This is a genomic window from Streptomyces sp. NPDC051105 (assembly GCF_040682795.1).
In the GTDB taxonomy this organism is placed as follows: domain Bacteria; phylum Actinomycetota; class Actinomycetes; order Streptomycetales; family Streptomycetaceae; genus Streptomyces.
The window spans coordinates 221,097-245,025 of the sequence record NZ_JBFBBR010000003.1 but is presented as its reverse complement, the minus strand read 5'-3'; the positions used below and the strand labels follow the sequence as shown (position 1 = coordinate 245,025).

Annotated in this window: 22 protein-coding genes; 9 read left to right on the top strand and 13 right to left on the bottom strand. The window is 71.1% G+C overall.

The features are described 5' to 3' along the window. Window positions 1-153: 153 nt before the first annotated feature. Entirely contained in the window at window positions 154-2,562 is a 2,409-nt protein-coding gene (locus AB0N16_RS08550; RefSeq protein ID WP_365795210.1) for an MMPL family transporter, read from the top strand. Here the strand turns inward: AB0N16_RS08550 and AB0N16_RS08545 are convergent. From AB0N16_RS08545 to AB0N16_RS08500, 10 genes are all read right to left on the bottom strand, one after another. Beyond that, on the bottom strand, window positions 2,555-3,169 hold the full coding sequence (locus AB0N16_RS08545; RefSeq protein ID WP_365794476.1) for a Uma2 family endonuclease: 615 nt from the start codon (window positions 3,167-3,169) through the stop codon (window positions 2,555-2,557). The two genes, AB0N16_RS08550 and AB0N16_RS08545, sit on opposite strands and share 8 nt — an antisense overlap. A 90-nt stretch (window positions 3,170-3,259) precedes the next feature. After that, a complete protein-coding gene (locus AB0N16_RS08540; RefSeq protein WP_365794474.1) occupies window positions 3,260-4,000 on the bottom strand; it encodes a TetR family transcriptional regulator in 741 nt (246 codons plus the stop codon). Window positions 4,001-4,009: 9 nt separating this feature from the next. Beyond that, complete coding sequence (locus AB0N16_RS08535) at window positions 4,010-4,504, bottom strand: DCC1-like thiol-disulfide oxidoreductase family protein (RefSeq protein WP_365794472.1); 495 nt, start codon at window positions 4,502-4,504, stop codon at window positions 4,010-4,012. Then, window positions 4,501-4,908: a hypothetical protein gene (locus AB0N16_RS08530; RefSeq protein ID WP_365794470.1), complete on the bottom strand. Its 408-nt coding sequence runs from the start codon at window positions 4,906-4,908 to the stop codon at window positions 4,501-4,503. Before AB0N16_RS08530 ends, AB0N16_RS08535 begins: the two co-directional genes overlap by 4 nt. Before the next feature lie 94 nt (window positions 4,909-5,002). After that, window positions 5,003-5,413 (bottom strand): VOC family protein, encoded by a 411-nt coding sequence (locus tag AB0N16_RS08525; RefSeq protein WP_365794468.1) that lies wholly within the window; start codon window positions 5,411-5,413, stop codon window positions 5,003-5,005. Window positions 5,414-5,514: 101 nt separating this feature from the next. Continuing rightward, entirely contained in the window at window positions 5,515-6,294 is a 780-nt protein-coding gene (locus AB0N16_RS08520; protein ID WP_365794466.1) for a succinate dehydrogenase iron-sulfur subunit, read from the bottom strand. Continuing rightward, a complete protein-coding gene (gene sdhA, locus AB0N16_RS08515) occupies window positions 6,294-8,048 on the bottom strand; it encodes a succinate dehydrogenase flavoprotein subunit (protein WP_365794464.1) in 1,755 nt (584 codons plus the stop codon). The genes AB0N16_RS08520 and sdhA overlap by 1 nt, the downstream gene beginning before the upstream one ends. A gap of 19 nt (window positions 8,049-8,067) precedes the next feature. Further along, a complete protein-coding gene (locus AB0N16_RS08510) occupies window positions 8,068-8,550 on the bottom strand; it encodes a succinate dehydrogenase hydrophobic membrane anchor subunit (RefSeq protein WP_365794462.1) in 483 nt (160 codons plus the stop codon). Window positions 8,551-8,555: 5 nt separating this feature from the next. Further along, window positions 8,556-8,936 (bottom strand): succinate dehydrogenase, cytochrome b556 subunit, encoded by a 381-nt coding sequence (sdhC, locus tag AB0N16_RS08505; RefSeq protein ID WP_071659649.1) that lies wholly within the window; start codon window positions 8,934-8,936, stop codon window positions 8,556-8,558. Window positions 8,937-9,124: 188 nt separating this feature from the next. Further along, the gene (locus AB0N16_RS08500) at window positions 9,125-9,673 is read right to left on the bottom strand and encodes a 2-oxo-4-hydroxy-4-carboxy-5-ureidoimidazoline decarboxylase (protein ID WP_365794460.1); all 549 of its coding nucleotides are present in this window, start codon (window positions 9,671-9,673) and stop codon (window positions 9,125-9,127) included. Window positions 9,674-9,864: 191 nt separating this feature from the next. Here AB0N16_RS08500 and AB0N16_RS08495 point away from each other — a divergent pair, with 191 nt between their 5' ends. The 4 genes from AB0N16_RS08495 (at window position 9,865) to AB0N16_RS08480 (ending at window position 13,761) form a co-directional block, all read left to right on the top strand. After that, window positions 9,865-11,496 (top strand): glycoside hydrolase family 20 protein, encoded by a 1,632-nt coding sequence (locus AB0N16_RS08495; RefSeq protein ID WP_365795208.1) that lies wholly within the window; start codon window positions 9,865-9,867, stop codon window positions 11,494-11,496. Between the two features lie 100 nt (window positions 11,497-11,596). Beyond that, window positions 11,597-12,361: a DUF4328 domain-containing protein gene (locus AB0N16_RS08490; RefSeq protein WP_365794458.1), complete on the top strand. Its 765-nt coding sequence runs from the start codon at window positions 11,597-11,599 to the stop codon at window positions 12,359-12,361. Window positions 12,362-12,685: 324 nt separating this feature from the next. Continuing rightward, the gene (locus AB0N16_RS08485) at window positions 12,686-13,225 is read left to right on the top strand and encodes a hypothetical protein (protein WP_365794456.1); all 540 of its coding nucleotides are present in this window, start codon (window positions 12,686-12,688) and stop codon (window positions 13,223-13,225) included. A gap of 155 nt (window positions 13,226-13,380) precedes the next feature. Then, a complete protein-coding gene (locus tag AB0N16_RS08480) occupies window positions 13,381-13,761 on the top strand; it encodes a hypothetical protein (RefSeq protein WP_365794454.1) in 381 nt (126 codons plus the stop codon). Window positions 13,762-14,027: 266 nt separating this feature from the next. Here AB0N16_RS08480 and AB0N16_RS08475 read toward each other — a convergent pair whose 3' ends face one another. Further along, a complete protein-coding gene (locus AB0N16_RS08475) occupies window positions 14,028-16,319 on the bottom strand; it encodes an N-acetylmuramoyl-L-alanine amidase (protein WP_365794452.1) in 2,292 nt (763 codons plus the stop codon). Between the two features lie 771 nt (window positions 16,320-17,090). Here AB0N16_RS08475 and AB0N16_RS08470 point away from each other — a divergent pair. Both AB0N16_RS08470 and AB0N16_RS08465 read left to right on the top strand, forming a co-directional pair. Next, on the top strand, window positions 17,091-17,756 hold the full coding sequence (locus AB0N16_RS08470) for an RNA polymerase sigma factor (RefSeq protein WP_365794450.1): 666 nt from the start codon (window positions 17,091-17,093) through the stop codon (window positions 17,754-17,756). Then, window positions 17,756-18,814, top strand: coding sequence for a hypothetical protein (locus tag AB0N16_RS08465; protein WP_365794448.1), 1,059 nt, complete (start codon window positions 17,756-17,758; stop codon window positions 18,812-18,814). The genes AB0N16_RS08470 and AB0N16_RS08465 overlap by 1 nt, the downstream gene beginning before the upstream one ends. Before the next feature lie 218 nt (window positions 18,815-19,032). On the opposite strand, the gene AB0N16_RS08460 is transcribed toward AB0N16_RS08465, so the two are convergent. Further along, window positions 19,033-19,953 (bottom strand): L,D-transpeptidase family protein, encoded by a 921-nt coding sequence (locus tag AB0N16_RS08460; protein ID WP_365794446.1) that lies wholly within the window; start codon window positions 19,951-19,953, stop codon window positions 19,033-19,035. A 99-nt stretch (window positions 19,954-20,052) separates the two neighbouring features. Here AB0N16_RS08460 and AB0N16_RS08455 point away from each other — a divergent pair, with 99 nt between their 5' ends. Both AB0N16_RS08455 and leuE read left to right on the top strand, forming a co-directional pair. Then, complete coding sequence (locus AB0N16_RS08455) at window positions 20,053-21,633, top strand: methylmalonyl-CoA mutase family protein (RefSeq protein WP_365794444.1); 1,581 nt, start codon at window positions 20,053-20,055, stop codon at window positions 21,631-21,633. Between the two features lie 156 nt (window positions 21,634-21,789). After that, entirely contained in the window at window positions 21,790-22,452 is a 663-nt protein-coding gene (gene leuE / locus AB0N16_RS08450) for a leucine efflux protein LeuE (protein ID WP_365794442.1), read from the top strand. A gap of 17 nt (window positions 22,453-22,469) precedes the next feature. Here the strand turns inward: leuE and AB0N16_RS08445 are convergent, their stop codons facing one another. Then, window positions 22,470-23,861 (bottom strand): FAD-dependent monooxygenase, encoded by a 1,392-nt coding sequence (locus tag AB0N16_RS08445; protein ID WP_365794440.1) that lies wholly within the window; start codon window positions 23,859-23,861, stop codon window positions 22,470-22,472. Between the last annotated feature and the right edge of the window lie 68 nt (window positions 23,862-23,929).

Here is a 23,929-nt window from a genome sequence, read left to right as displayed (position 1 = left end):
CCGACAGCCGGGGGCTCCCAGCTTTGGAGTTCCTTGAGAGTCATGCGCGCCGCGTGTCGCGGCGCCCGTCCCGCCGCCAATCCTGTTGCCCAGGACCTGGGGGACCGACCGACCGAACCTATCTGATTCAAGGAGCTGTTGAGCGTGACGGCATTGGCACGGTGGTGCTATCGGCACCGGCTGGTGGTCCTGTTGCTGTGGGTGGGGGCCCTGTTCGGCGTGGGCTTCTCGGCCTCGACGGCGGGCACGGACTACGCGAACGTCTTCTCCCTCCCCGACACGGACTCCAAGAGCGCGTACGACCTGATGCAGAAGGCCTTCCCGAACACCTCGGGCGACACGGACACCGTGGTCTGGAAGGTCACCGACGGCTCGGTCAAGGACCCGGCGGTCCGGAGCCGTATCCAGCCGGCCCTGGACACGATCGCGAAGCTGAAAGGCGTCGGCGCGGTCACCAGCCCCTACGACGGCGCTCAGGGTGCCGGGCAGATCAGCCAGGACGGCAAGATCGCCTACGCCCAGCTGACCTTCGTCCAGCGGGCGAACGAGATCCCCAAGGACGTCGTCCAGAAGGTCGTCGACACCGCCCAGGGCGCCGAACGCGGCGGTCTCCAGGTCGAGTTGGGCGGCCAGGCCATCCAGCGCGTCCAGGAGCCCCCGCAGGGCCTCTCCGAGATGGTCGGCATCGTCGCGGCGGCGATCGTCCTCTTCCTCGCCTTCGGCTCCTTCTTCGCCATGACCCTTCCCATCGCGATCGCGGTCTTCGGCGTCGGCATGGGCCTGTTCTCCACCCAGCTCCTCAGCCACACCACGAACATCCCCGACATCGCCCCGTTGCTCGCCTCCCTGATCGGCCTCGGCGTCGGCATCGACTACGCCCTGTTCATCGTCACCCGGCACCGCCGGGGCATCCTGCGCGGCATGGACCCCGAGGAGTCGGCGGTCACCGCGCTCAACACCTCTGGCCGGGCGGTGCTGTTCGCGGGCGGCACGGTCTGCATCGCGCTGGCCGGCATGCTGGTCACCCGGCTCCGCTTCCTGGACGGCGTGGTGATCGGCACCTCCCTGACGGTGGTGCTCAGCGTCCTGGCCGCCGTCACCCTCCTGCCCGCCCTGCTCGGTTTCCTCGGCCCGCGCGTCCTCAGCCGCCGCCAGCGCCGCCGGCTGGCCGCCGAGGGCCCCGAACCGGAGAAGGCGAGCGGCCTGGCGGCCCGCTGGTCGGTGAACGTCGAGAAGCGCCCGAGGCGTATCGCCGCGCTCGCGGTGGTCGTCATGGCGGTCCTCGCCATCCCGGTCCTCTCCCTGCGCCTGGGCGCCACCGACCAGGGCAACGACGACGCGTCCACGACCACCAGGAAGGCCTACGACCTGCTCGCCGAGGGCTTCGGCCCCGGCTTCAACGGCCCGCTCCAGGTGGTCAGCGCGGGCGGTGACACGACGAAGCTGGTCCAGGGCATCGAGAAGACCCCCGGAGTGGCCCGGGCCGCCGCGCTGCCGCCCGCACAGGGCGTCACCGTCATCCAGGTGATCCCGACCACCTCACCCCAGTCCAAGGAGACCGACGACCTGATCGACACGCTCAGGGACCAGGTGATCCCGAAGGCGGGCGCGGAGGCGCACGTCGGCGGCGTGACGGCGGTGTCCAAGGACTTCGCCTCGGTCACCGGCGACCGGCTGCCGCTCTTCATCGCCACGATCATCGGCCTGGGCTTCCTGCTCCTCCTGGTCGCCTTCCGCTCGCTGGTGGTGCCGCTGACGGCGGCGGTGATGAACCTGATCGCGGCGGCGGCGTCCTTCGGTGTCCTGGTCGCGGTCTTCCAGTGGGGCTGGGGCCTGGACCTGCTGGGTCTCGGCAAGGAGGGCCCGATCAACGCGTTCCTCCCCGTCATCATGCTGTCCCTCCTCTTCGGCCTCTCGATGGACTACCAGGTGTTCCTGGTGAGCCGGATGCACGAGGAGTGGGTGCACACGAGGGACAACGCGCGGGCGGTCCGGGTCGGCCTCGCGGAGACCAGCCGCGTCATCAACAGCGCGGCCCTCATCATGGTCTGCGTCTTCCTGGCCTTCGTCCTGAGCGGCGACTCGGGCGCGGCGATGGCGGGTGTGGGCCTGGCGGCGGCGGTGGCGCTCGACGCGTTCATTCTCCGTACGGCCCTGGTCCCGGCGGCGATGCACCTGCTGGGCAACTCCAACTGGTGGCTGCCGGCCTGGCTGGACAAGCGGCTCCCGCACCTGGCGGTGGAGCCGGGGGAGGACGCGGCTCCGCAGCCGACCGATCCCACCGGCCCGGCCACGGCGATCCACGGCTTCGTCCGCACGGCGGACGGCGACCCGGTGGAGGACGCGTCGGTGACCCTGATGTCCAAGGGCGGCCGCCAACTCGACCGGGTGACGTCGCTGGCGGACGGCTCCTACATCGTGTCGGTTCCGGCGCCGGGTTCCTACCTGCTGGCGGTGACGTCTCCGGCGTACGGCTCACGCGCCCGGCACGTGACGGTGGCGGACGGGGCGCTGGTGTACGACGTGGAGCTGACCGGGGACGAGGTGGACGCGGTCAATTAGCTTTCTTCTGCGCGGCCTTGAGGATCTGATCCACGTCGAGGGTGACCTTGGCGCCGATCGATTCGGGCAACGCGACGGTCTCGCCGGGAGAGTACGGGCGGTGATGCTCGTACTTCTCCCCGGTGGGGTCGGTGAGCACGTGGAGACGCTGGTGCTTGCGGTCGACGATGACGTAGACCGGGACCTTGGCCTGGGCGTAGGCGAGGGCCTTGGTCTTCAGGTCGTCTTTCCAGTTGCTGGAGGTGACCTCCAGCACGAGACGGAAGCAGACCGGGTCGTAGGCGTTGTTCTCGACGAGGTAGTCGTCGATGTCGGCGTCCACGATCGACAGGTCGGGGATGGCGTAGTCCTCGGCTCCGGCGGGCAGCCAGAGGCCGACGCCTTGCAAGACGTCGGTTTCGCCGTCGGCCAGCCCTGCGGCGATAAAAGGGACCATGAGCTTGGTCAGCGCACGAGCGTGCGGGGCGTCCGGTGCTGGGGTCACGAGGAGGTGGCCTCCGATGATCTCGACACGGTAGCCCGGATGGCGCTCCATGATCTCGTCGGCGATGGCCGTGAGCGAGAACGGCTCGTCGTCGAAGGGGTGCTCGATGGCTGCGGCGGACATCGCGTGCCTCCCAGGGGCTGGTGTCGAGGAAATCATCGTAGGCAGCCGAGCCCCCCGCTGTCCCGTTCGACCCCCTTCACCCGAAAGTGATCACTTACCCTTCGCCTTACCCGCCGGATCCGGCAGCACCCGCGTCATCCCCGGCAGGAAGTCCGTGAACAGTTCGTGGACCTCCAGCACGAGCGGCCGGAGCACCCGGAACCGCGCGAGGGAGACGCCGCGCGCGGTCAGCCGGGCCCCCCGCTCGGCGAGCCGGTAGCTGCGCTCGCGGCCCTCGGTCCGGTCGAAGATCCAGTACAGGACCAGGCCCATCTGGGAGAGCCACATCAACTCCGGCAGGACGTCCCGCAGTTCCGGCGCGACCTTGGTCTTCGCCCCGGCCAGCACCTCCCGGTGCACGCTGATCGCCTCCACGCGCGCGTGCTCGCTCTCCGGGGAGAACGGGCTGAGCGGACTGTCGGGGTCGGCGGCGTTCTTGAAGAAGTGGACCGCGAACTCGTGGTACGGCAGGGCGATGTCCAGCCACACCTTGAGGACCCCCGCAAGTCGCGCCTCCAGGTCGGTCTCCCGGTCCAGGACCTCGCGGACCGCCACCCGGTGCTCGGCGGCGAGCTGGTCGTAGAACCCCTGGATCAGGTGTTCCTTGCCGGCGAAGTAGTAGTACGCGTTGCCCACGGACACCCCGGCCTCCGTGGCGATGGCCCGCATGGTGGTCTTCTCGTAGCCGCGCTCCCGGAACAGCCGCATCGCCGTCTCCAGGATCAGCGCGCGGGTCTGCTCGGACTTGCTGGGCGTATCGGCCTCGACAGGACCGTCGTTCTTCGCGGACACGGACAGAGCCTAACGAGTGGCGCAGACGTCGCCGGCACAGCCCGGAGGGTCGTAGACCCACCCGAGTCCGGGGTCGTAGACCCACCCGTCCTCGCGCCGGTAGACCCTCCCGCCCCACTGGGCCCCCCGCCACCGGGCGGCGGCCAGTACCGCGCCCCGGGCCAGCCGGGCTCCGGCCGGGGTGCTCAGCCTGTGGGCCAGCGGCCGGTGGTCCCGGAGCGCCCACAGGACGACGATCCAGGCGGCCGTGTCCCGGTAGACCTGCCCCGAGTCGCCGACGACGGTGACCTCGTCGAGGGTGGCGGAGTGGTCGAGTCCGGGGAAGCGGGCGCGGGCCTCGTCCGATGCCGCCGGGACCAGGGTGAGCGGCACCAGCTGCGGCTGGCGCCCGAGCCAGTCGCGCAGGTGGGTGCAGAGGGTGCACTCGGCGTCGTAGAGAACGGTGAGCCCGCGGACCGGGACGCGCGCGGCGCCCCGGTCGTCGGTGGCCGGCACGGTGCTCACGCCCGGGCCGCCGGCGCGGTCCAGCCCTGCGGCGGGACGGGCGGGAGCTGCTCCTTCTCCATGACCCCGCGCCGCCGTATCCGGTTGAGGACGTACACGTTGCCCAGGTGCATCACGCCGAGCACCAGCAGGACGACGCCGAGCTTGGCCGACAGGGTCTCGAAGATCTGCCGGGTGTCGTCGACGGTGTCGCTGGTGTGCAGGTACAGCGCGACGAAGCCGAGGTTGACGAGGTAGAAGCCGACGACCAGAAGGTGGTTGACGGCGTCGGCGAGCTGCTCGTTCCCGTGCAGTACGTCGGAGAGGAAGATCCGTCCGTTGCGGCTGAGCGTGCGGGCCACCCAGATGGTCAGCCCGATGCTGACGAGCAGGTAGATGACGTAGGCGATGACCGTGCGGTCCATGCCCCACCCCTTCTTGAACGCGTTCAAAACGCTGACAGGGATGACTGTAGCCCTGCTTTTGAACGTGTTCAACTCAACTGCGGAGTGACCCCGTTCACGCCCGTCGCGCCAGCTCCGGCCGCTTGCTGTAGTCGGTGAACCCGAGGACGTTCCCCCAGGGGTCGGCGATCTCGACGGTCCAGCCGGTGGCGACGGAGAACGGTGCGTCGAGCACGGCGATCCCGGCCTCGGCCAGCCGCGCCGCCGTGGCCCGCGCGTCCGGCACCTCCAGCCACAGCCGCGGCGCGGCCCACACCGGCGTCCGCCGCCCCAGCCCCGCCTCGGCCCGCAACAGGATCCCGGGCGTCTCGCCCCCGACCTTCAGCAGGGCGATGCCGCCCTCGTCGAACCGGAACCCGACCGTGAACCCGGCCCGCTCGTAGAAGCCGACGGCATCCGCGATGTCCCCGACGGGGAACAGTGCGTTGTCGAACCCGAGCAGTTCGTACGACTCGTCATCTGACATACCGTCAGGTTAGAACCGCGCACCCGCACCGGCGGCAGACACGCGGAAGGGCCCCGCTCCTTCCGGGGAGCGGGGCCCTTGTGGTCCTGGCGGAGCCGGGATCAGAAGCGGCGCGTGATCAGGGCGCGCTTGACTTCCTGGATCGCCTTGGTGACCTCGATGCCGCGCGGGCAGGCGTCCGTGCAGTTGAACGTCGTGCGGCAGCGCCACACGCCGTCGCGGTCGTTCAGGATCTCCAGGCGCTGCTCGCCCGCCTCGTCACGCGAGTCGAAGATGAAGCGGTGCGCGTTGACGATCGCCGCCGGGCCGAAGTACTGGCCGTCGTTCCAGAAGACCGGGCAGGACGACGTGCACGCGGCGCACAGGATGCACTTCGTGGTGTCGTCGAAGCGCTCGCGGTCCTCGGCGGACTGCAGACGCTCGCGCGTCGGCTCGTTGGTGTCGTTCGTGATGAGGAACGGCATCACGTCCCGGTACGCCTGGAAGAACGGCTCCATGTCGACGACCAGGTCCTTCAGGACCGTCAGGCCCTTGATGGGCTCGACCGTGATCGGCTTCTCCGGGTTGATGTCCTTGATCAGCGTCTTGCAGGCGAGGCGGTTCTTGCCGTTGATCCGCATCGCGTCCGAGCCGCAGATGCCGTGCGCGCAGGAGCGGCGGAAGGTCAGCGTGCCGTCGACGTCCCACTTGATCTTGTGGAGGCCGTCGAGGACGCGCTCCTTCGGGTCGATCTCCAGCTGGAAGTCTTCCCAGACGGCGTCCGCGGAGACCTCCGGGTTGAACCGGCGGATCCGGAAGGTGACCGTGATGTACGGGGAGTCGGCGAAGCCGGGCTCGGGCTGGCCGGCCGCGTCCGCCTTGTCCAGAACAGGGGTTGCCATCAGTACTTACGCTCCATCGGCTGGTAGCGGGTCTGGACGACCGGCTTGTAATCGAGACGGATGGACTCGGTGCCGTCGTCGCCCACCTCGCGGTACGCCATGGTGTGGCGCATGAAGTTGACGTCGTCGCGGTTGGGGTAGTCCTCGCGGTAGTGACCGCCGCGCGACTCCTTGCGGGCCAGCGCGGAGACCGCCATGACCTCGGCCAGGTCCAGCAGGTTGCCGAGCTCGATGGCCTCCAGCAGGTCGGTGTTGAACCGCTTGCCCTTGTCCTGGATCGAGACGTTCCGGTAGCGCTCGCGCAGCTCCGCGATCTTCTCCACGGCCGTCTTGATCGTCTGCTCGGTGCGGAACACCATGACGTTGGCGTCCATGGTCTCCTGGAGCTCCTTGCGGAGCGTGGCGACCCGCTCGTTGCCCGTCGAGGTGCGCAGCCGCTCGATCTGCGAGACGACGAACTCGGCCGGGTTCTCCGGCAGGTCCACGAAGTCGGTGGTGTGGCTGTACTCCGCGGCGGCGATGCCCGCCCGGCGGCCGAACACGTTGATGTCCAGCAGCGAGTTCGTGCCCAGCCGGTTGGCGCCGTGCACCGACACGCAGGCGACCTCGCCGGCCGCGTACAGGCCCGGGACGACCGTGGTGTTGTCGATCAGCACCTCACCCTCGACGTTCGTCGGGATGCCGCCCATCGCGTAGTGCGCGGTGGGCTGGATCGGGATCGGGTCCGTGTACGGCTCGATACCGAGGTAGGTGCGCGCGAACTCGGTGATGTCCGGGAGCTTGGCGTCCAGCTGCTCCGGCGGGAGGTGGGTCAGGTCGAGGTAGACGTGGTCGCCCTCGGGACCGCAGCCGCGGCCCTCCCGGATCTCCGTGTAGATGGAGCGGGAGACGACGTCGCGGGAGGCCAGGTCCTTCATGACCGGCGCGTACTTCTCCATGAAGCGCTCGCCGTCCTTGTTGCGGAGGATGCCGCCCTCACCACGGGCGCCCTCCGTCAGCAGGATGCCCATGCGCCAGATGCCGGTCGGGTGGAACTGGAAGAACTCCATGTCCTCCAGCGGCAGACCCCGGCGGTAGACGGCGGCCTGGCCGTCGCCGGTCAGCGTGTGCGCGTTGGACGTCACCTTGAAGAACTTGCCGGTGCCGCCGGACGCGTAGATGACCGCCTTCGCCTGGAAGACGTGGATCTCGCCGGTCGCCAGCTCGTACGCCACGACACCGGCCGAGCGCTTCTCGCCGTCGACCTCGGTGATCAGCTGATCCAGGACGTAGAACTCGTTGAAGAACTCCACGCCCTCCTTGACGCAGTTCTGGTACAGCGTCTGGAGGATCATGTGACCGGTGCGGTCGGCCGCGTAGCAGGACCGGCGGACCGGCGCCTCGCCGTGGTTGCGGGAGTGACCGCCGAACCGGCGCTGGTCGATCGTGCCGTCGGGCGTCCGGTTGAACGGCAGGCCCATCTTCTCCAGGTCGAGGACGGCGTCGATGGCCTCCTTCGCCAGGATCTCGGCGGCGTCCTGGTCGACCAGGTAGTCACCGCCCTTGACCGTGTCGAAGGTGTGCCACTCCCAGTTGTCCTCCTCCACGTTGGCCAGCGCGGCGGCCATGCCGCCCTGCGCGGCGCCCGTGTGGGAGCGGGTGGGGTAGAGCTTGGTCAGGACCGCGGTGCGGCTGCGCTTCGTCGACTCGATGGCCGCGCGCATGCCCGCGCCGCCGGCGCCGACGATGACGGTGTCGTACTTGTGGATCTTCATGATTCTCGCAGCCCCGTGCCTAGCGGATGTTCGGGTCGAAGGTGAAGATCACCAGCGTGCCCAGCAGGATGGTGAACACCGTGGCGGTGTAGAGCAGGCCCTTGAGCCACAGCCGGGTGTTCGCGCGCTCCGCGTAGTCGTTGATGACCGTGCGCAGGCCGTTGGCGCCGTGCAGCATCGCCAGCCAGAGCATCAGGAGGTCCCAGACCTGCCAGAACGGCGATGCCCAGCGGCCGGCCACGAACGCGAAGCCGATCTTCGACACGCCGCCGTCCAGCACCAGCTGGATCAGCAGGTGGCCGAGGACCAGGACGACCAGCACGACGCCGGACAGGCGCATGAAGAGCCAGGCGGCCATCTCGAAGTTGCCCCGGGTGGACTTCGGGGACTTCTTGGTGCGTTTGCGCGGGGCCTCGATCAGGGGGGCCGGGTTGTCGACGTTGAAGAGGGGGGCGCCCTCGACGGGGCCGACGCCGGCTGCGGTGGATTCAGTGGTCGACATCTGCGTCAGCTCCCGAACAGGACACGAGCGGCGTGGCCGAGAACGGGGTAAACGGCCCCGGCCATCAGGACGACCCAGACACCGACGACCGTCCAGAGCATCTGCTTCTGGTAGCGCGGGCCCTTCGACCAGAAGTCGACGGCGATGACGCGCAGGCCGTTGAGCGCGTGGAAGAGGATGGCGGCCACGAGGCCGTACTCCAGCAGCGCGACGATCGGCGTCTTGTACGTGGCTACGACCTTGTCGTAGTCCTCGGGGGAGACACGGACGAGAGCGGTGTCCAGCACGTGAACGAACAGGAAGAAGAAAATGAGGACGCCGGTGACTCGGTGAGCCACCCAGGACCACATTCCTTCCCGGCCGCGGTACAGCGTTCCAGCCGGCACGGAAGTCCCTCCGGGAGCGGGGATTGGGGCCGCGCCGGCTTGGTGTCGGTCGGGCCCGGCCGGGTACGGTCCACCGGCCCCCAGCATCGTAGCGATGCGCTGTCGCTGGGCTTACGCCGGGCCTACCGGTGTGATCAAAGTGGCACGCGTATGGCTTAGCCGGGCGGCGTCCGGGGTGGGCGGTGCGGCTATTTGCCGGGTGCGGGTTGTTTGTGGCTGGTCGCGCCGTTCCCCGCGCCCCTGAGCAGGGCCAGGAGCCGTCCGCTTGCCAGGCGCCGGAGTTCCTCGGCCGCAATGACCCTTTCTTCCTCCGGATCGTTTGTCAAACGTGACCGGATGCCTTCCAGGACGCGGTCCAGTGACTCGCCGGGGGGTGTGTCGCCCAGGTAGATGACGAACACGTGTCCGAACTTGGCCTCGTAGGCCGCGTGGGCCGCGGTCAGGGCCGTGTGGGCCGCCGAGTAGGTGTCCTCGGGCAGCTCGGGGAGGGACTCGCCCGCCAGGGCCTCGGACAGGTCCGCCGGGGACAGGTCGTAGGCCGCCTCGTCCGCCGCCGCCAGCAGGGACTCCACGTCCGGGTAGGGGCGGTGGTCGGCGAGCCGCCGGGACCAGCGCGGGCTGCGCAGGCAGTGCAGGAGGAGGGCACCGACCTCGTCGTCGGGCGCGGCGTTGAAGGCGTCCAGCGGGGTGGGGAGGTGGGGCAGGCGGTGGGCGGGCAGCGTGGGTCCTCGCGTCACATGCGGTGTGGCAGGGGATGCTGTGAGAGATGTGTCATCGACGTTATCGAGGACGTTCACGGAGTGTCGGTTGGTTGCCTCAATTTCACCCGAAGGGGAGAGTTTCGGAGCGGTCGGATGACATCCGTGCGGTGGATGCGTCGTACGTTGGACCGGTGAGCCAGCACAAGCGCAGGCCCTCGGCACGGCAGGTGACACGGAGACGGGCGGTGATCGCCGCGGCCTTCGTGGGTACCGTCGCGCTCGGCACCGGCATCGGCGTATGGGCCGCCACCTCGGGCGACGGCGGGACCCCGGCCGGATCGGCCGCCCGGCAGTCGTCCGGCGACAGGACGGCCGCCTCGTCCGCCGATCGGGCCGCCGCGACCCCCACCCCCACGCCGACCCGCAGCTACCCCCTCTCCCAAGCCCCGCGCACCATCCCCGCCGTGCGCTCCCACACCGCCGCCCGCGGACCCGGCTGGCGCCCCCAGAAGGGCGAGCGGGTCGTGGTGAGCGACGCGGCGCTCGTCGACGAGGGGCGGCTGACAGCGGGTGAGCTGGGGCTGTCGTACGCCGGCCAGAAGGCCGCGAACGAGGACGTCAGGGCCGGCGACCTGCGGCTGGACCTCGGCGGCACAGGGGACCCGGAGTCGTACACGATGACCGTGCGCGGCGGGTCGGTGCGGATCAGCGGACCCGGCGACGCGGGTGTCTTCTACGGCACCCGGACGCTCAAGCAGGAGGTGCGGGGCGGCGGCAGCGCCCCGGAGGGGGTCGTCAAGGACCAGCCGGCCAAGCCGCAGCGCGGCTTCATGCTGGACATCGCGCGCAAGCCGTTCACGGCGGGCTGGATCGAAAGCCGGATAAGGGAACTGGGCGATCTGAAGTTCAACCAGTTCGGGCTGCACTTCTCCGACGACCAGGGGTTCCGGATCGAGTCCGACACCCACCCCGAGATCGTCTCCCAGGATCACCTGACCAAGGCGCAGGTCAAGGAGATCGTCGACCTCGCCGCCAGCCGGCACATCCAGGTGGTGCCCGAGATCGACTCGCCCGGTCACCTCGGCGCTGTCCTCGCCGCCCACCCGGACCTGCAGCTGCGCAACGCGCAGGGCGTCGCCACCAAGGGCGCCATCGACATCTCCCAGGACGACTCGGCGAAGATCGTCGACGACCTGCTCGACGAGTACGCCGACCTGTTCCCGGGCTCCTCCTGGAATCTCGGCGGCGACGAGTACCAGGCGCTCACCGTCGCCGACCCGCAGGCCTCCTATCCGCAGCTGGCGGCCGCCGCCCAGCAGGCGTACGGCGCCTCGGGCACCGTCGCCGACCTCACCACCGGCTGGCTCAACGACCGCGCCGACACCGTCCGCGCCCACGACCGGACCATGCGGGTCTGGAACGACGGCTTCTTCCGGGGCACCTCCGTGCAGCCCGCCGGGGACCTCCAGGTCGCCTACTGGACCGGCAAGGAGATCGGCGCCCGGCAGCCGGTGGAGTACCTGAGCGCGGGGCGGAAGGTCCTCAACTACAACGACGAGTTCCTCTACTACGTCCTCGGGCAGCCCAACACCTTCGTCTATCCGACCGGACAGCGGATCTACCAGCAGTGGACCCCCCGCGTGCTGCGCGGCACCAGCGCCGTGGCCACGCGGTACGACCCCCAGATCCTCGGCGGCTCCTTCGCCGTCTGGTGCGACCTCGCGAACTCCCAGACACAGGACCAGGTCGCCGCCGGCATCCGGATGCCGCTGCGGGCCACGATCCAGAAGCTCTGGGACCCGGGCACCCCGGCCATGTCGTGGACCGACTTCAGGACCCTGGCGGGCAAGCTGGGCTGACATGCGACGAGAGGTGGACGTACGGCGACGACGGGCCGTATGTTCCGCTTCCGCGCCCGGACCAGGGGAGGGTCCAGCGCCCTACCCCGGGGGAACCGTCATGATCTGCGCCCGCTGCCACCACTTCGCCGCCGCGCCCGGCGCGACCCTGTGCCAACGCTGCCTGGGCGCCTCGCCCGAACCCGTCCCGGTCTTCGGCAGCGCGCCGGGGCTGTGGCTGCGCTCGCCCGTGGGCCTCGGCTGGGCGGCCGCCGTGCTGCTCGGCGCGGTCGTCGCCGCCGACCTGTTCGCCGTCTGCGCGGACCTCCTCCAGTACGACGCCACGGGCGCCCTGGCCGACGGGGAGACCGGCGCCGCCGCGTTCCGCCGGGCCGACCGTGCCGACGCGCTCTCCGGCCTCGCCGCCGGCGCCCAGGCCATGTCCCTGGTCAGCTGCGCGGTGGTGTACCTGTGCTGGTTCCACCGGGTACGGGCCAACGCCCAGGTCTTCAACCCGTTCGGGCACCGCAAGTCGCCGGGCTGGGCGATCGGCGGCTGGTTCGTGCCGGTCGTGAACCTCTGGTACCCGCGCCGGATCACCCTCGACATCTGGGACGCCAGCAGCCCGTGGGGGACGACCCGTTCGCACGCGCTGGTCAACGCCTGGTGGACGCTCTGGCTGGCCTCGCTGGTCGCCGGCCGCACCGTGACCGGCGGCAACGGCGACACCGGGGGCGCGGCCCAGGCCCGTGACGACGCCCTCGGGATGCTGGTCTCGGACGCCCTCGACATCGCCGCCGCCGTCCTCGCGATCCTCGTCGTGGTGCGGCTGACCCGGATGCAGCACGAGAAGGCGCTGGCGGGCGCCGCCCCGGCGGCACTCTGATCCACCGCCGCACGCGTTTGGCGAGCTTCCGCGCCCCGGTGGTGTATTCGGCCCGGCACCGGACTTCCCCGAACCCCACGACGCCGGCGGCCGCGCCGTCGCCTGAGCCACCGAGGCCGGCCACCCCGGACCCCGACGCGCTCCGCGCCGTACCGACCGCCGACCCCGACCCGTCGGCGCCGTTGGCCGAAAACCCTTTCTTCCGGCCGCTCGATCTGCTGGGTGTCGTACCGCTGTGACACTCCCGGGCCCTTGCACGCAGTAAGGGGAAGTGCGGGCTCCGTACAGGTCGGCGCCTTGGTACGTACCGATTGGGGGGCGTGGATGAGCCTGGTGGAGCTGATCGCGCAGGCCGACGAACGCGGGCTGGCCGTCAGCGGACTGGCTTGTTTGGATCGGTGCGTGCCGCTGCTCGGCGGCGACGACCTGGTGCTGCGGCCGCTGTGGACGAGCCTCGCCGACGACTCCGACTGGAGTGAGGGACTGGAGAAGGCGCGTGGCTCGCTGGGCACCGGCGACGACGAGGCCGAGGTGCTCGTCCGCCGGATGCTCGACGCCGCGCCCGCGCCCCGCGCCGCCGACGAGGTACGGCGGTGGGCCGACGCCTGTTCCGTGGCCGCGCTGCAGATCCACCGGCTCCTCGACCCCGCCGAGGACCCGGCACCCTCCGTCGACACCCGCCGCGAGGGCTCCACCGAGGACATGTCCCCGCTGGTCGCCGCCGAACTGCGCCGCCAGGTCACCGTCCTCGAACTGCTCGCCGGCCACGGCGCGGCCGGGCTGCGCCGCGCGCTGGACGTCTCCACCGAGGGCCGCCGGGTGCTGCGCGCGGTGGTGTCGCGCCGGGCCCGCGGGCGCGGCTGAACCCGGCCCGGGAAGGCCCTGAGAGGTTCCTGTGAGTGCCGTGCGGCGGAGCTGCGGCGGACTTGCGGGGGTCCTGCACCGGTTGCCGAAACACCCCGAACCGGTGTGACGAAACCGTCGCTGACCTCGCTTTTCCCTATGTGACAGCCCACTACGTGACAGCACAGCAGCAGACCAGGCCGCACGCCGCCACGAAACCGGCACGCTGGGCGGCGGACGCGGTGGCCATGATGCGCGAGGGCGCGCGGGTCCGGCTCGACTACTCGGCACAGAGTCTGTGGCGGGTCGACCGGGTGATCGAGGAGATACGCCGGGAGGGCGCGCCGTACGAGGCGGTACGGGAGATGCTGCGCGGCCTCGGGTGCTACGCCGGCGAGGTGATCGCCCGTCAGACCGGCGCCGAGTGGTGGTCGTCCGGCGGCGACCACTGGGTCCGCACCCCCGACGGCCGGCTCTGGGACCCCGTCGACGAGGCCCGGAGGTGTTACGGCGGCCATGGTTCGCTGCGGCTGCTGTGCCGGGACGCCACGGGGTAGGAACGGCGCTGCTAACACCATCGCGGCGAGCGTCACCCCCCTCCCGGTACGCCGCCGCCCATGCGGCCGCCGTTCCCGACCGGGGGCCGCTGGCGGGCGAAGGCCGCGGTGCACGGCTTCAACGTGGCCACCTGGTGGGCAGGGCGTACTGCTGCTGGACGCGCTCGTCGCCGGAGTGGTCGTGAACGCGGACCGGGCGCCCGCCCCGCAAGCCGCGCGGGAGCGGACGCCCGAACCGGTGGACTCGGCCACCTGAGCTGCCTGGACTACTTGATGTACACCAGGCCGTCGGTCGTGATCGTCGGGCGGCCGCCGGTGCCGACCACCACGATCTTCATGGTGTGCTTGGCGCTGGACGCCCAGGTCTTCGTCCAGATCGCCTGGCGGTACGAGGTCGTCGAGGACTTCAGGTCGACGGTCGCGACCTTGGTGCCGTCGACGTAGACGTACGCCTGACCCGAGGTGGACGCCCTGCTGACCACCCAGGAGGCGGACCGGCCGGTGAAGGTCCAGCTCAGGCTCGCGCCCTTGGAGACGCTGGAGTACGACTTGCCGCCCAGGTAGTTGGTGGACGAACGGGACGTCCAGGTACCGGACTTGGTGGCCGAGGTCTCCTGCAGGATCACCGGGGTGAAGGACGGGGACGAGGTGCGGGTGTTGCCCGCGTAGTCGGACGCCTTCATCGACCAGGTGGACGCGGTGCCGGACTTGGCGGTGCGGCTGGAGCTGGTCGTGGTCGGGCCGAAGGTGGCCGTCGTCGGGGACAGCAGGCTCACCGACTTCAGGGCCGCGTTGTCGGTCGCCTTCCAGCCGAGGGTGACCGGGACGGCGGTGGTGCTGACGGTGCCGGTGCGCAGGGAGAGCTTCGGCGTGGTGGTGAAGGCGGGCACGGTGGTGTCGGTGACGACGGTCAGCGCGGCGGTCGTGGTGGTCTTGCCCGACTGGTGCACGGCCCGTACGGCGACGGAGTGGCTGCCCGCGGCGAGCGTGGCGCCGGCCGAGGCCGCCGTACCGGAGGCGGTGGCGGCGACCTTGCCGTCCACCAGCAGCTCGAACTTCGAGATCAGCGAACCGGGCGTGCTGGTCGACCACTTCGCCGTGATCGCGCCCTTGGTGTAGTACGTCGAGCCGGACAGGCTCGCACCGGACAGCGAGGCGAGCTTCAGGCCCTGCACCGGGCCGGACGCCCAGGCGCGGATGGTCGGCAGCTGGGGGTAGAGCGAGTCGCCGGGACACAGGGTGTTGTAGCCGTCACGGTGGCCGGAGATCCGGTTGAACGTGTACGAGGTGCCGGCCGTGAAGGTGGTGCCGAAGAGGTTCGTCTGGGTCGCGCCCGCCTTGAGCTGCACGGTCGTCGCCGGGTCGACGCCATACTGGCCGAGCTTCCAGGCGGCGAGACGGGCGATCGAGGCCAGGGCCGCGTCCGTGGCGCCGGCGGTGGTGTAGTCGCCGAGCACCGCGATACCGGCCGCCTCACGGTTCCAGCCGTAGGTGTGCGCGCCGAACACCGGCAGGCCGACACCGCCCTTGCGGCCCTCGAAGATCGTGCCGCACTTGTCGACCAGGAAGTTGTAGCCGATGTCGTTCCAGTGCTCGGTCTGGGTGTGGTACGCGTAGATGGCCCGGATGATCGCCGGGGATTCCGAGCAGGCGTAGTCGTTGGTGCCGTCCGTGTGGTGGACGAAGACGGCCTTCACCTCGGCGATGTAGTCCGACGGGTCCGGGCTCAGCGACTCGTCGGCGCCCCAGCCCGCGCGCGAGACGATCGGCGGCTCGGGCACGGTGGACGGCGGCGCGGTGGGCGTGGAGGCCGACGGGCTCGCGGACGCGCTGTCCGTCGGCGTGGCGGACGCGGAGTCGCCCGGGGAGGCCGAGTCGGTGGCCGGCACGGACTCGGTGGGCGTCACGGACTCGCTGGGCGCCGTGGAGTCACCGGGCGACGCGGAGTCGGCGGGCGACGCCGAGTCGGCCGGGGACGCCGAGTCACCGGGCGAAGCGGAATCCGCCGGCGACGCGCTGTCGCCCGGGGTGGCGTCCGCCACGTACGCGGCCGGCTGCTCCTTCGTCTCCGCGGCGGTCGCCACCCCGGGGTCGACCAGGTTCACCTGGAGTCCCTTGGGCCGACCGGAGCTGGTGGAGCCGTCCTGGTGGACGACCTGGACCTGGACGCCGTCGGAGGGGCCGACCCACAGCGGCTCGGACGCGCCGCGCGCGTCGGCGCCGGCCTCCGGGTCCTCCAGCGGGTCGGCCGCCTCCAGGTCGTGCCAGGCGCTCCACTCGCCGGTCTCGACGCTCCGGGTGCGCACCTGGGCCGTGCCGTGCAGCCGCTTCGTCGCCCCCGTCCAGGAGACGCCGAGCAGCGAGAACCGATGGGTCTCCGTGCGCGGCAGCTCCCGCTTGCCGTTCGCCGTGTCCTTCAGCGCGAGGTCGTAGACCTTCACCGGCCGTCTGGCCTGCCCGCCCCCGTGACCGGAGGACGGGCTGGCGACCGCGTACGTCACCACACCCCCGCCGCCCAGGACCACCGCGCCGAGCGTCAGCCACGCCCGTCGCTTCACGCTCAAAGGTCTGTACGCACGCTTCCCGCGTGGACTCACTCGTCCCCACCCCATAGAAAAAAAGACCACGACTGTCGCACCTGTCACACCTGTCGCACAGGTGACTCTTAGACACAGCGTTCGTCTCTGACCAAACGTCACTCACCGCCGCTCGCCCCTGCGGACGGACCCCGTGCGAGGGGGAGTCGGACCTGGCCCCTACGAGGAACACGTGTGGGGCCAAGGGCAACGGCAGGGAGACGGAGCCGGCGGCCCGGCAGCGGCTGATCCAGGCCGCGGGCGGTGAGACGAACGTAACCGCGTACTGTGCCGAGCTGCTGGTGCGGACGACGGCTTCCGGGAAGAAGCCGGGCACATCCGGTAAAACGAAGAAGCCCGACGACCCGCGCAACTCCGGCAAGGGCAAGTCCCCCAGCGGCAAGGGCGACTGATCCCGCGCATCGCGAGCCGGGTGATCAACCCGCTTGGGGCGTCCCGATGTTGGCGCGCCGAGCGGCACCGAAGCAACGGCCGGGGCCGCCACCCCCCACAGGAGAGGCCCCGGCCGTCGCGCGGCACGGACCGCGCGGCGGCCCGTACTCTGTTCAGCGCCATGAGTGCGTTTTCTGTCACACCCCGAGGCGTCACGAGTTAGTTGCACTTTGTACGGGCGTGGACGGCGAGCGGTTTCAGGTCGTAACGTGCCTTTCGCGTCGAGCGCGAGTACATGATCACTGCAACGATCGGCGGCTGCGTGGTAGCCGCGACCGACCACTTACTGGGGAACGACGGGTGCTGGGGGACGACGCGGAGTTGACCGCCGCGGTACGTGCGGCACAGGACGGGGACGAAACCGCCTTCCGCATCGTCTACCGCGCGGTGCAGCCCCGCCTGCTCGGATACGTCCGCACACTCGTCGGCGATCCGGACGCCGAGGACGTCGCCTCCGAGGCCTGGCTGCAGATAGCCCGCGACCTCGACCGGTTCGAGGGCGACGCGGACCGGTTCCGCGGCTGGGCCGCCCGGATCGCCCGCAACCGGGCCCTCGACCACATACGGATGCGCGGCCGCCGCCCCGCGATCGGCGGCGACGAGACGGAACTGACCGGCCGGGCCGCCGATTCGGACACCGCCGACGAGGCCATCGAGGCGCTGACCACCGACTCCACCCTCTCCCTCATCGCCAGGCTGCCCCAGGACCAGGCCGAGGCGGTCGTCCTCAGAGTCGTCATGGGCCTCGACGCCAAGACGGCCGCCGAGACGCTCGGCAAACGCGCCGGCGCCGTCCGCACCGCCGCCCACCGGGGCCTGAGGAAACTCGCGGAACTCCTCGGCGCCGACCCGGAGCAGACGGGAGGCGCCCTCGACGCGCTTCCGCCCCAGCGAGAACCGAAGGATCGTGCGGTGACGTCCGCCACTGTGACGCATACGCGTTCGCGGACGCAGAAGGACATGTGATGGCCGACGAGCAGGACAAGTGGCTGAACCGGGTGACGGCGGAACGTCTGCTGCGCGGTGAGTCGCTGGAAGCCGTCGACGAATCCGCCCGTGACCAGGCAGAACGTCTCGCCAGGACGCTCGGCGCGCTCTCCGTGGGGACCGCGCCGGCCACCGTCGAACTGCCCGGTGAGGAAGCCGCGCTGGCTGCCTTCCGCAAAGCGCGCGAATCCGCCGGGGACGAGTGGACCTCCGTGGCGCGGCAGCCGGGCCGGTTCGGGCGGGGCTCCGACGCGGGTCTCATCCGCATCGGTGCCGGTCCTCGGCCGCCCCGTGTCCCGGCCTGGGCCCGCCCCGCGCGGTTCGCCCTGGCCGCCGCCCTGACCGTCGGCATGCTCGGCGGGGTCGCGGTCGCCGCGGGCGCCGGGGTGCTGCCGACGCCGTTCGGCGACGACCGCCCCGCGCCGGGAGCCTCCGCCTCGGCCGCCGGCACCCCCGCACGCCCGCAGGGCTCGCCCTCGACCGAGTCCCTGCTCGGCGGCGAGACCGGCGCGCCCTCCGCCGGTGCCACCTCCCGCACCCCCGTCCAGCCCTCGCCCGACCCGTCCGGCAAGCCGGAGGACCGGGGCACCGGTTCGCGCGGCACCTCCGGGAACGGATGGAGCCGTGCGCTGGCCTTCTGCCGTGACATCCAGGACGGCAAGTCCCTGGGCGCCGACCGCAGACGTGCCCTGGAGGGCTTGGCGGGCGGCGCGGGACGGGTGAACAAGTTCTGCAAGGTCCTCGTCGGCGCCGGCGCGGCCGGCAAGAACGGCTCCTCCGACGACGGCAAGGGCGACGGCAAGGGCGACGGAAACGGACAGGGCGGCCAGAACAGCGGTCCGGGCGGCAGTGGCAGTGGCAGCGGCAGCGGCAGTGGCCAGGGCGGTGACGACGACGGTCAGCCCGGCCGAAGCGGAGGCGGCGGCCGGCACCACCACCGTCAGGACGGTGTGGCCGCGCCCTCCCCGACGGCGTTCGCACCCCTGCTGCCGAACCGGGTCGACCCCTCGCCCGATCCGACGTACGGCGTACTCTGACCTTTGCGCACCGCCGTGACCTGGGATTTTGAAAGACGCTGAACTTTTTCCCGGCAGGGTGTGACGTTTTCGGCGGCGGCGGCGCAGTACAGAGTGAGCCGACTGGTCATCGGCCGTCGCACAGAGCCGGGGTTCCCCCCGTACCCGTGGCTCGTGCATTCGGCGCGGGCGGGACACGTTCCCCCGGTCCCGCCCGCGCCCCATACACCTTCCGGCACTCACCAGTAGACGACGACCTTGTCGCCGTCGCGCACCTGAGCGAAGAGAGCCGAGACCGCCGCCTCGTCCCTGACATTGACGCAGCCGTGCGAGCCGCCCGCGTAACCCCGGGCCGCGAAGTCGTAGGAGTAGTGCACCGCCTGGCCGCCGCTGAAGAACATCGCGTACGGCATCGGGGAGTGGTAGAACGTCGACACATGGTGACGTGACTTCCAGTAGATGTGGAACACGCCCTCACGGGTCGGGGTGTACTGGGCCCCGAACCGTACCGACATCGTCGAGACCGTGCGCCCGTCGACCATCCAGCGCAGCGTCCGGCTGGTCTTGCTGATGCACAGCACCCGGCCGGTCAGGCACCGCGGATCGGGTGCGGCGGCCGGCTGACCGCCCATCAGGTACAGCTCCCACTTCCCCGGCGTGTGCGTCATCCGCCGCAGCCGCTGCCAGGTCACCGCATCGGTCTCGCCGGTCTGCGGCAGCCCGCGCTTGCCCTGGAAGCCCTTGACGGCCTCGGCGGTGAGGTCGTCGTACGTCCCCGTCGGCCCGTCGAACAGCCAGGCGACCTGGCGCAGCCGGGCCTGGAGTTCACGCACGCCGGTACCGGTGTCGCCGCGGGTGAAGACGATGTGCGGCGGGGTGGTCTCGACGACGGACGGCGTCGGGGCGGGAGCCGCGCCGGGCGACCGGCCCGATGCCTCGCCGGGCGCCGGGCCGTCCGCTCCGCCGGGGGGCGAGCCGGCTCCGCCGGGTGTCCGGCTGTGCGGAAGCTCGATATGGACGGGCGAGTTCCCCTTGTGGTCCGTGCCGTCCGGTGGCTGCACCGTGCAGCCGCAGAGCGCGCTGAGTGCCGTGAGTACGGCGGCCGAGGCGAGCGCGCCCGCGGGCCGCCCCACGATCCCTGAGTACCCCGAGACCTTCATGCCGAGGATGCTTCCCCGCGTGACCGCCGCCGAACAACGGGGCATGGTGGGAAAGGAGAGACGTTCCGGCGTACCCGCGCACCACGGAGGTCGGCCATCATGGTCCGTGAGTCGGAGTCCGGACTGCCCGTCGAGCCGGTCTACGGCCCGTCGGCGCTCGCGGGCTGGGACCCGGCCGGGAAACTCGGCGACCCGGGGTCGTACCCCTTCACCAGGGGCGTCTACCCGACGATGTACACCGGCCGCCCGTGGACCATGCGCCAGTACGCCGGCTTCGGCACGGCGGCCGAGTCCAACGCCCGCTACCGGCGGCTCATCGCCCACGGCACCACGGGCCTGTCCGTCGCCTTCGACCTGCCCACCCAGATGGGCCATGACTCCGACGCCCCACTGGCGCACGGCGAGGTCGGCAAGGTGGGCGTGGCGATCGACTCCATCGACGACATGCGGGTGCTGTTCGGCGGTATCCCGCTGGACGAGGTGTCGACGTCGATGACGATCAACGCCCCGGCCGCCGTGCTGTTGCTGCTGTACCAACTGGTGGCCGAGGAGCAGGGGGTGCGCGCCGACCGGCTGACCGGCACGATCCAGAACGACATCCTCAAGGAGTACATCGCGCGGGGCACGTACATCTACCCGCCCCGACCGTCCCTGAGGCTGGTCGCGGACACCTTCCGGTACTGCCGGGCCGAGATCCCGAGGTGGAACACGATCTCGATCTCCGGCTACCACATGGCCGAGGCCGGGGCCTCCCCCGCGCAGGAGATCGCCTTCACGCTCGCCGACGGCATCGAGTACGTGCGGACCGCGGTCGCGGCCGGCCTGGACGTCGACGACTTCGCACCCCGCCTGTCGTTCTTCTTCGTGGCCCGTACGACGCTCCTCGAGGAGGTGGCCAAGTTCCGTGCGGCGCGCCGGATCTGGGCGCGGGTGATGCGGGAGGAGTTCGGGGCACGGAACCCCAGGTCGCTGATGCTTCGCTTCCACACCCAGACGGCGGGCGTCCAGCTGACCGCCCAGCAGCCGGAGGTGAACCTGGTCCGGGTGGCCGTCCAGGCCCTGGCCGCGGTCCTCGGCGGCACCCAGTCGCTGCACACCAACTCCTTCGACGAGGCGATCGCCCTGCCGACGGACAAGAGCGCGCGGCTCGCCCTGCGCACCCAGCAGGTCCTGGCCTACGAGACCGACGTCACGGCGACGGTGGACCCCTTCGCGGGTTCCTACGCGGTGGAGCGGATGACCGACGACGTGGAGGGCGCGGCCGTCGGTCTGATGCGCGCGGTCGAGGAGCTGGGCGGCGCGGTGGCGGCGATCGAGGCCGGTTTCCAGAAGGGCGAGATCGAACGCAACGCCTACCGCATCGCGCGGGAGACGGATGCGGGGGAGCGGGTGGTGGTCGGCGTCAACCGCTTCCGTCTCGACGAGGAGGAGCCGTACGAGCCGCTCCGCGTCGACCCGACCCTCGAGGCCCGGCAGGCGGAACGGCTGGCGCGGCTGCGCGCCGAACGGGACCGGCCGGCCGTCACCTCGGCCCTGACCGCCCTCAAGAAGGCCGCCGAGGGCGACGACAACGTCCTCGGCCCGATGAAGGCGGCCCTGCGGGCCCGGGCGACGGTCGGGGAGGTGTGCGACGCGCTGCGGGAGGTGTGGGGGGTGTACGTCCCGGCGGCCGGGTTCTGATCCGTGGTGCAGGTGGCCGGGTTCTGCCCCGTGGTGCAGGTGGCCGGGTTCTGATCCGTGGTGCAGGCGGTCGGCTTCCCACCCGTGGTGCAGGCGGTGGGCTTCCGAGCCGTGGTGCATGGGGCGGTGTCAGACCCCCGTGCGAGACTTCTTCGCATGTTCGGTGTCATCGATCTCCCCACCTATCTGGCAGGCCTCGTCCTCATCGTCCTGCTGCCCGGCCCCAACTCGCTGTACGTGCTCTCGGTCGCCGCCCGGCAGGGCGTACGGGCGGGGTACACGGCCGCCGCCGGGGTGTGGTGCGGCGACACCGTGCTGATGACGCTGTCCGCGGCCGGGGTGGCCTCGCTGCTCCAGGCCAACGCCGTGCTGTTCGGGATCGTGAAGTACGCCGGCGCCGGCTATCTGACCTGGCTGGCGGTCGGCATGCTCCGGGCGGCCCGGTCGATGTGGCTCGCGCGCCGGGAGCGGACGGTGACCGAGGGCGCGGCCCCGGAGGCCGCCGGCCCGCAGGAGCGGCCGTACCGCCGCGCCCTGGTGATCAGCCTCTTCAACCCGAAGGCGATCCTGTTCTTCGTCGCCTTCTTCGTGCAGTTCGTGGACTCGGGATACGCCTACCCGGCGCTGTCCTTCGTCGTCCTCGGCGCCTTCGCCCAGCTGGCCAGCTTCCTGTACCTGACCGCCCTGATATTCAGCGGCACCAGGCTGGCCGCCGCCTTCCGCCGCCGCAAGCGGCTGGCGGCGTCGGCGACCTCGGCGGCGGGGGCGCTGTTCCTGGGCTTCGCGGTGAAGCTGACGCTTGCCAGCGCCAGCGCCTGAGGCAGCGCCCGCATCCCTTACCGCGCACTCCAGGCCCCGGTACGCCCGGCGTACTCCGCCAGGCCCCGAGCCGTGTCGCCGGCCCAGGCCACATAGCCGTCCGGGCGGACGAGGAACACTCCGGAGCCGTACGACTCCGGGGCCCGCAGCCGGCGCACCGACTGCGGGACGGTGGGGACCGGGTCCGGGGCCAGCAGGGTCCAGTGCGGTCCCCGGAAGGCGTCGAACATCCGTACCCCGTCCGCGTTCCGTCCGTCCGGCGCGCGGTCGCCCGCCCGCACCGGCCCCGGGTCCGCCCGGGTCTCCTCCGTCAGCGAGGACTCCCGGTACCCGATCCCGAGCTGGACCGTCGCCTCGCCGCGCCGTACCTCGCCGCGGTGGACGTCCGTCGAGAGGTTCAGCATGGCGGCGGCGTTCGCGCGGCGCTCCTCCTCGTAGGTGTCGAGGAGCGTGTCCGGGGCGTCGCCGGCGAGCACGGCGGCCAGCTTCCAGCCCAGGTTGTAGGCGTCCTGGACGCTGGTGTTCAGACCCTGGCCGCCGGCCGGGGAGTGGACATGGGCCGCGTCTCCGGCCAGGAAGACCCGCCCCACCCGGAAGCGGTCGGCCAGGGCGGCGCGCGGGCGGAAGTCGGAGGCCCAGCGCAGCTCGGTGACGTCCGCCGCGTCCAGGTGGCTGTACGCCGACACCAGCCGCCGTACGCCCGCCAGGGAAAGGTCGGCTTCCGTGCCCTCGGGCAGCTTCGCGCCCAGCTGGAAGTCGTCCGTACCGGCCAGCGGGCACAGTGCCACGCCGTTGCCGTCGTCGCCGACGAAGACGTGCCAGTGGTCGCGGGCGAGGCCCCGCACCCGCAGGTCGGCGACCAGGAAGGGGTTCGGGTCGACCGACTCGCCGGTCATCTCGACGCGCACCGCCCGCCGTACGGCCGAGCGGCCCCCGTCCGCCGCCACCACATAACGGGCCCGGGCGGTCGTACCGTCGGCGAAGCCGGCGGTGACCCCCTCCGCGTCCTGCTCCAGGCCCGTCAGCGCCTGCCCGAACCCGACCCGGCCGCCCAGCTCCAGCAGCCGCGCGTACAGCACTTCCTGCGTCCGCCACTGCGCGACCATCAGCGGATCGGTGTACGGCGTGCCCTCGTCCGCCGTCACCTCGTCGAACATCGGCTGCGTCGCCAGCCGCTCGCCGTTCTTCCAGAACAGCTGGGGCGGATAGGGACCGCCGGCCGCGCGAATCGCGTCGCGCACCCCGAGGTCGTCGAAGACCTCCTGGGTGCGGGGCTGGATCCCCTTGCCGCGCGAGCCGGGGAACAGCTTCTCGCCCGCCTCCACGACCAGCGCGTCCACTCCGCGCCGGGCGAGGTCGATACCGAGGGTGAGGCCGGTGGGACCCGCGCCCACGATCAGAACATCCATCACATATCTCCTTAACACCGTTAAGTGCCGTCGGCGACAAGGCTGCACTTAACGCTGTTAAGCTGTCA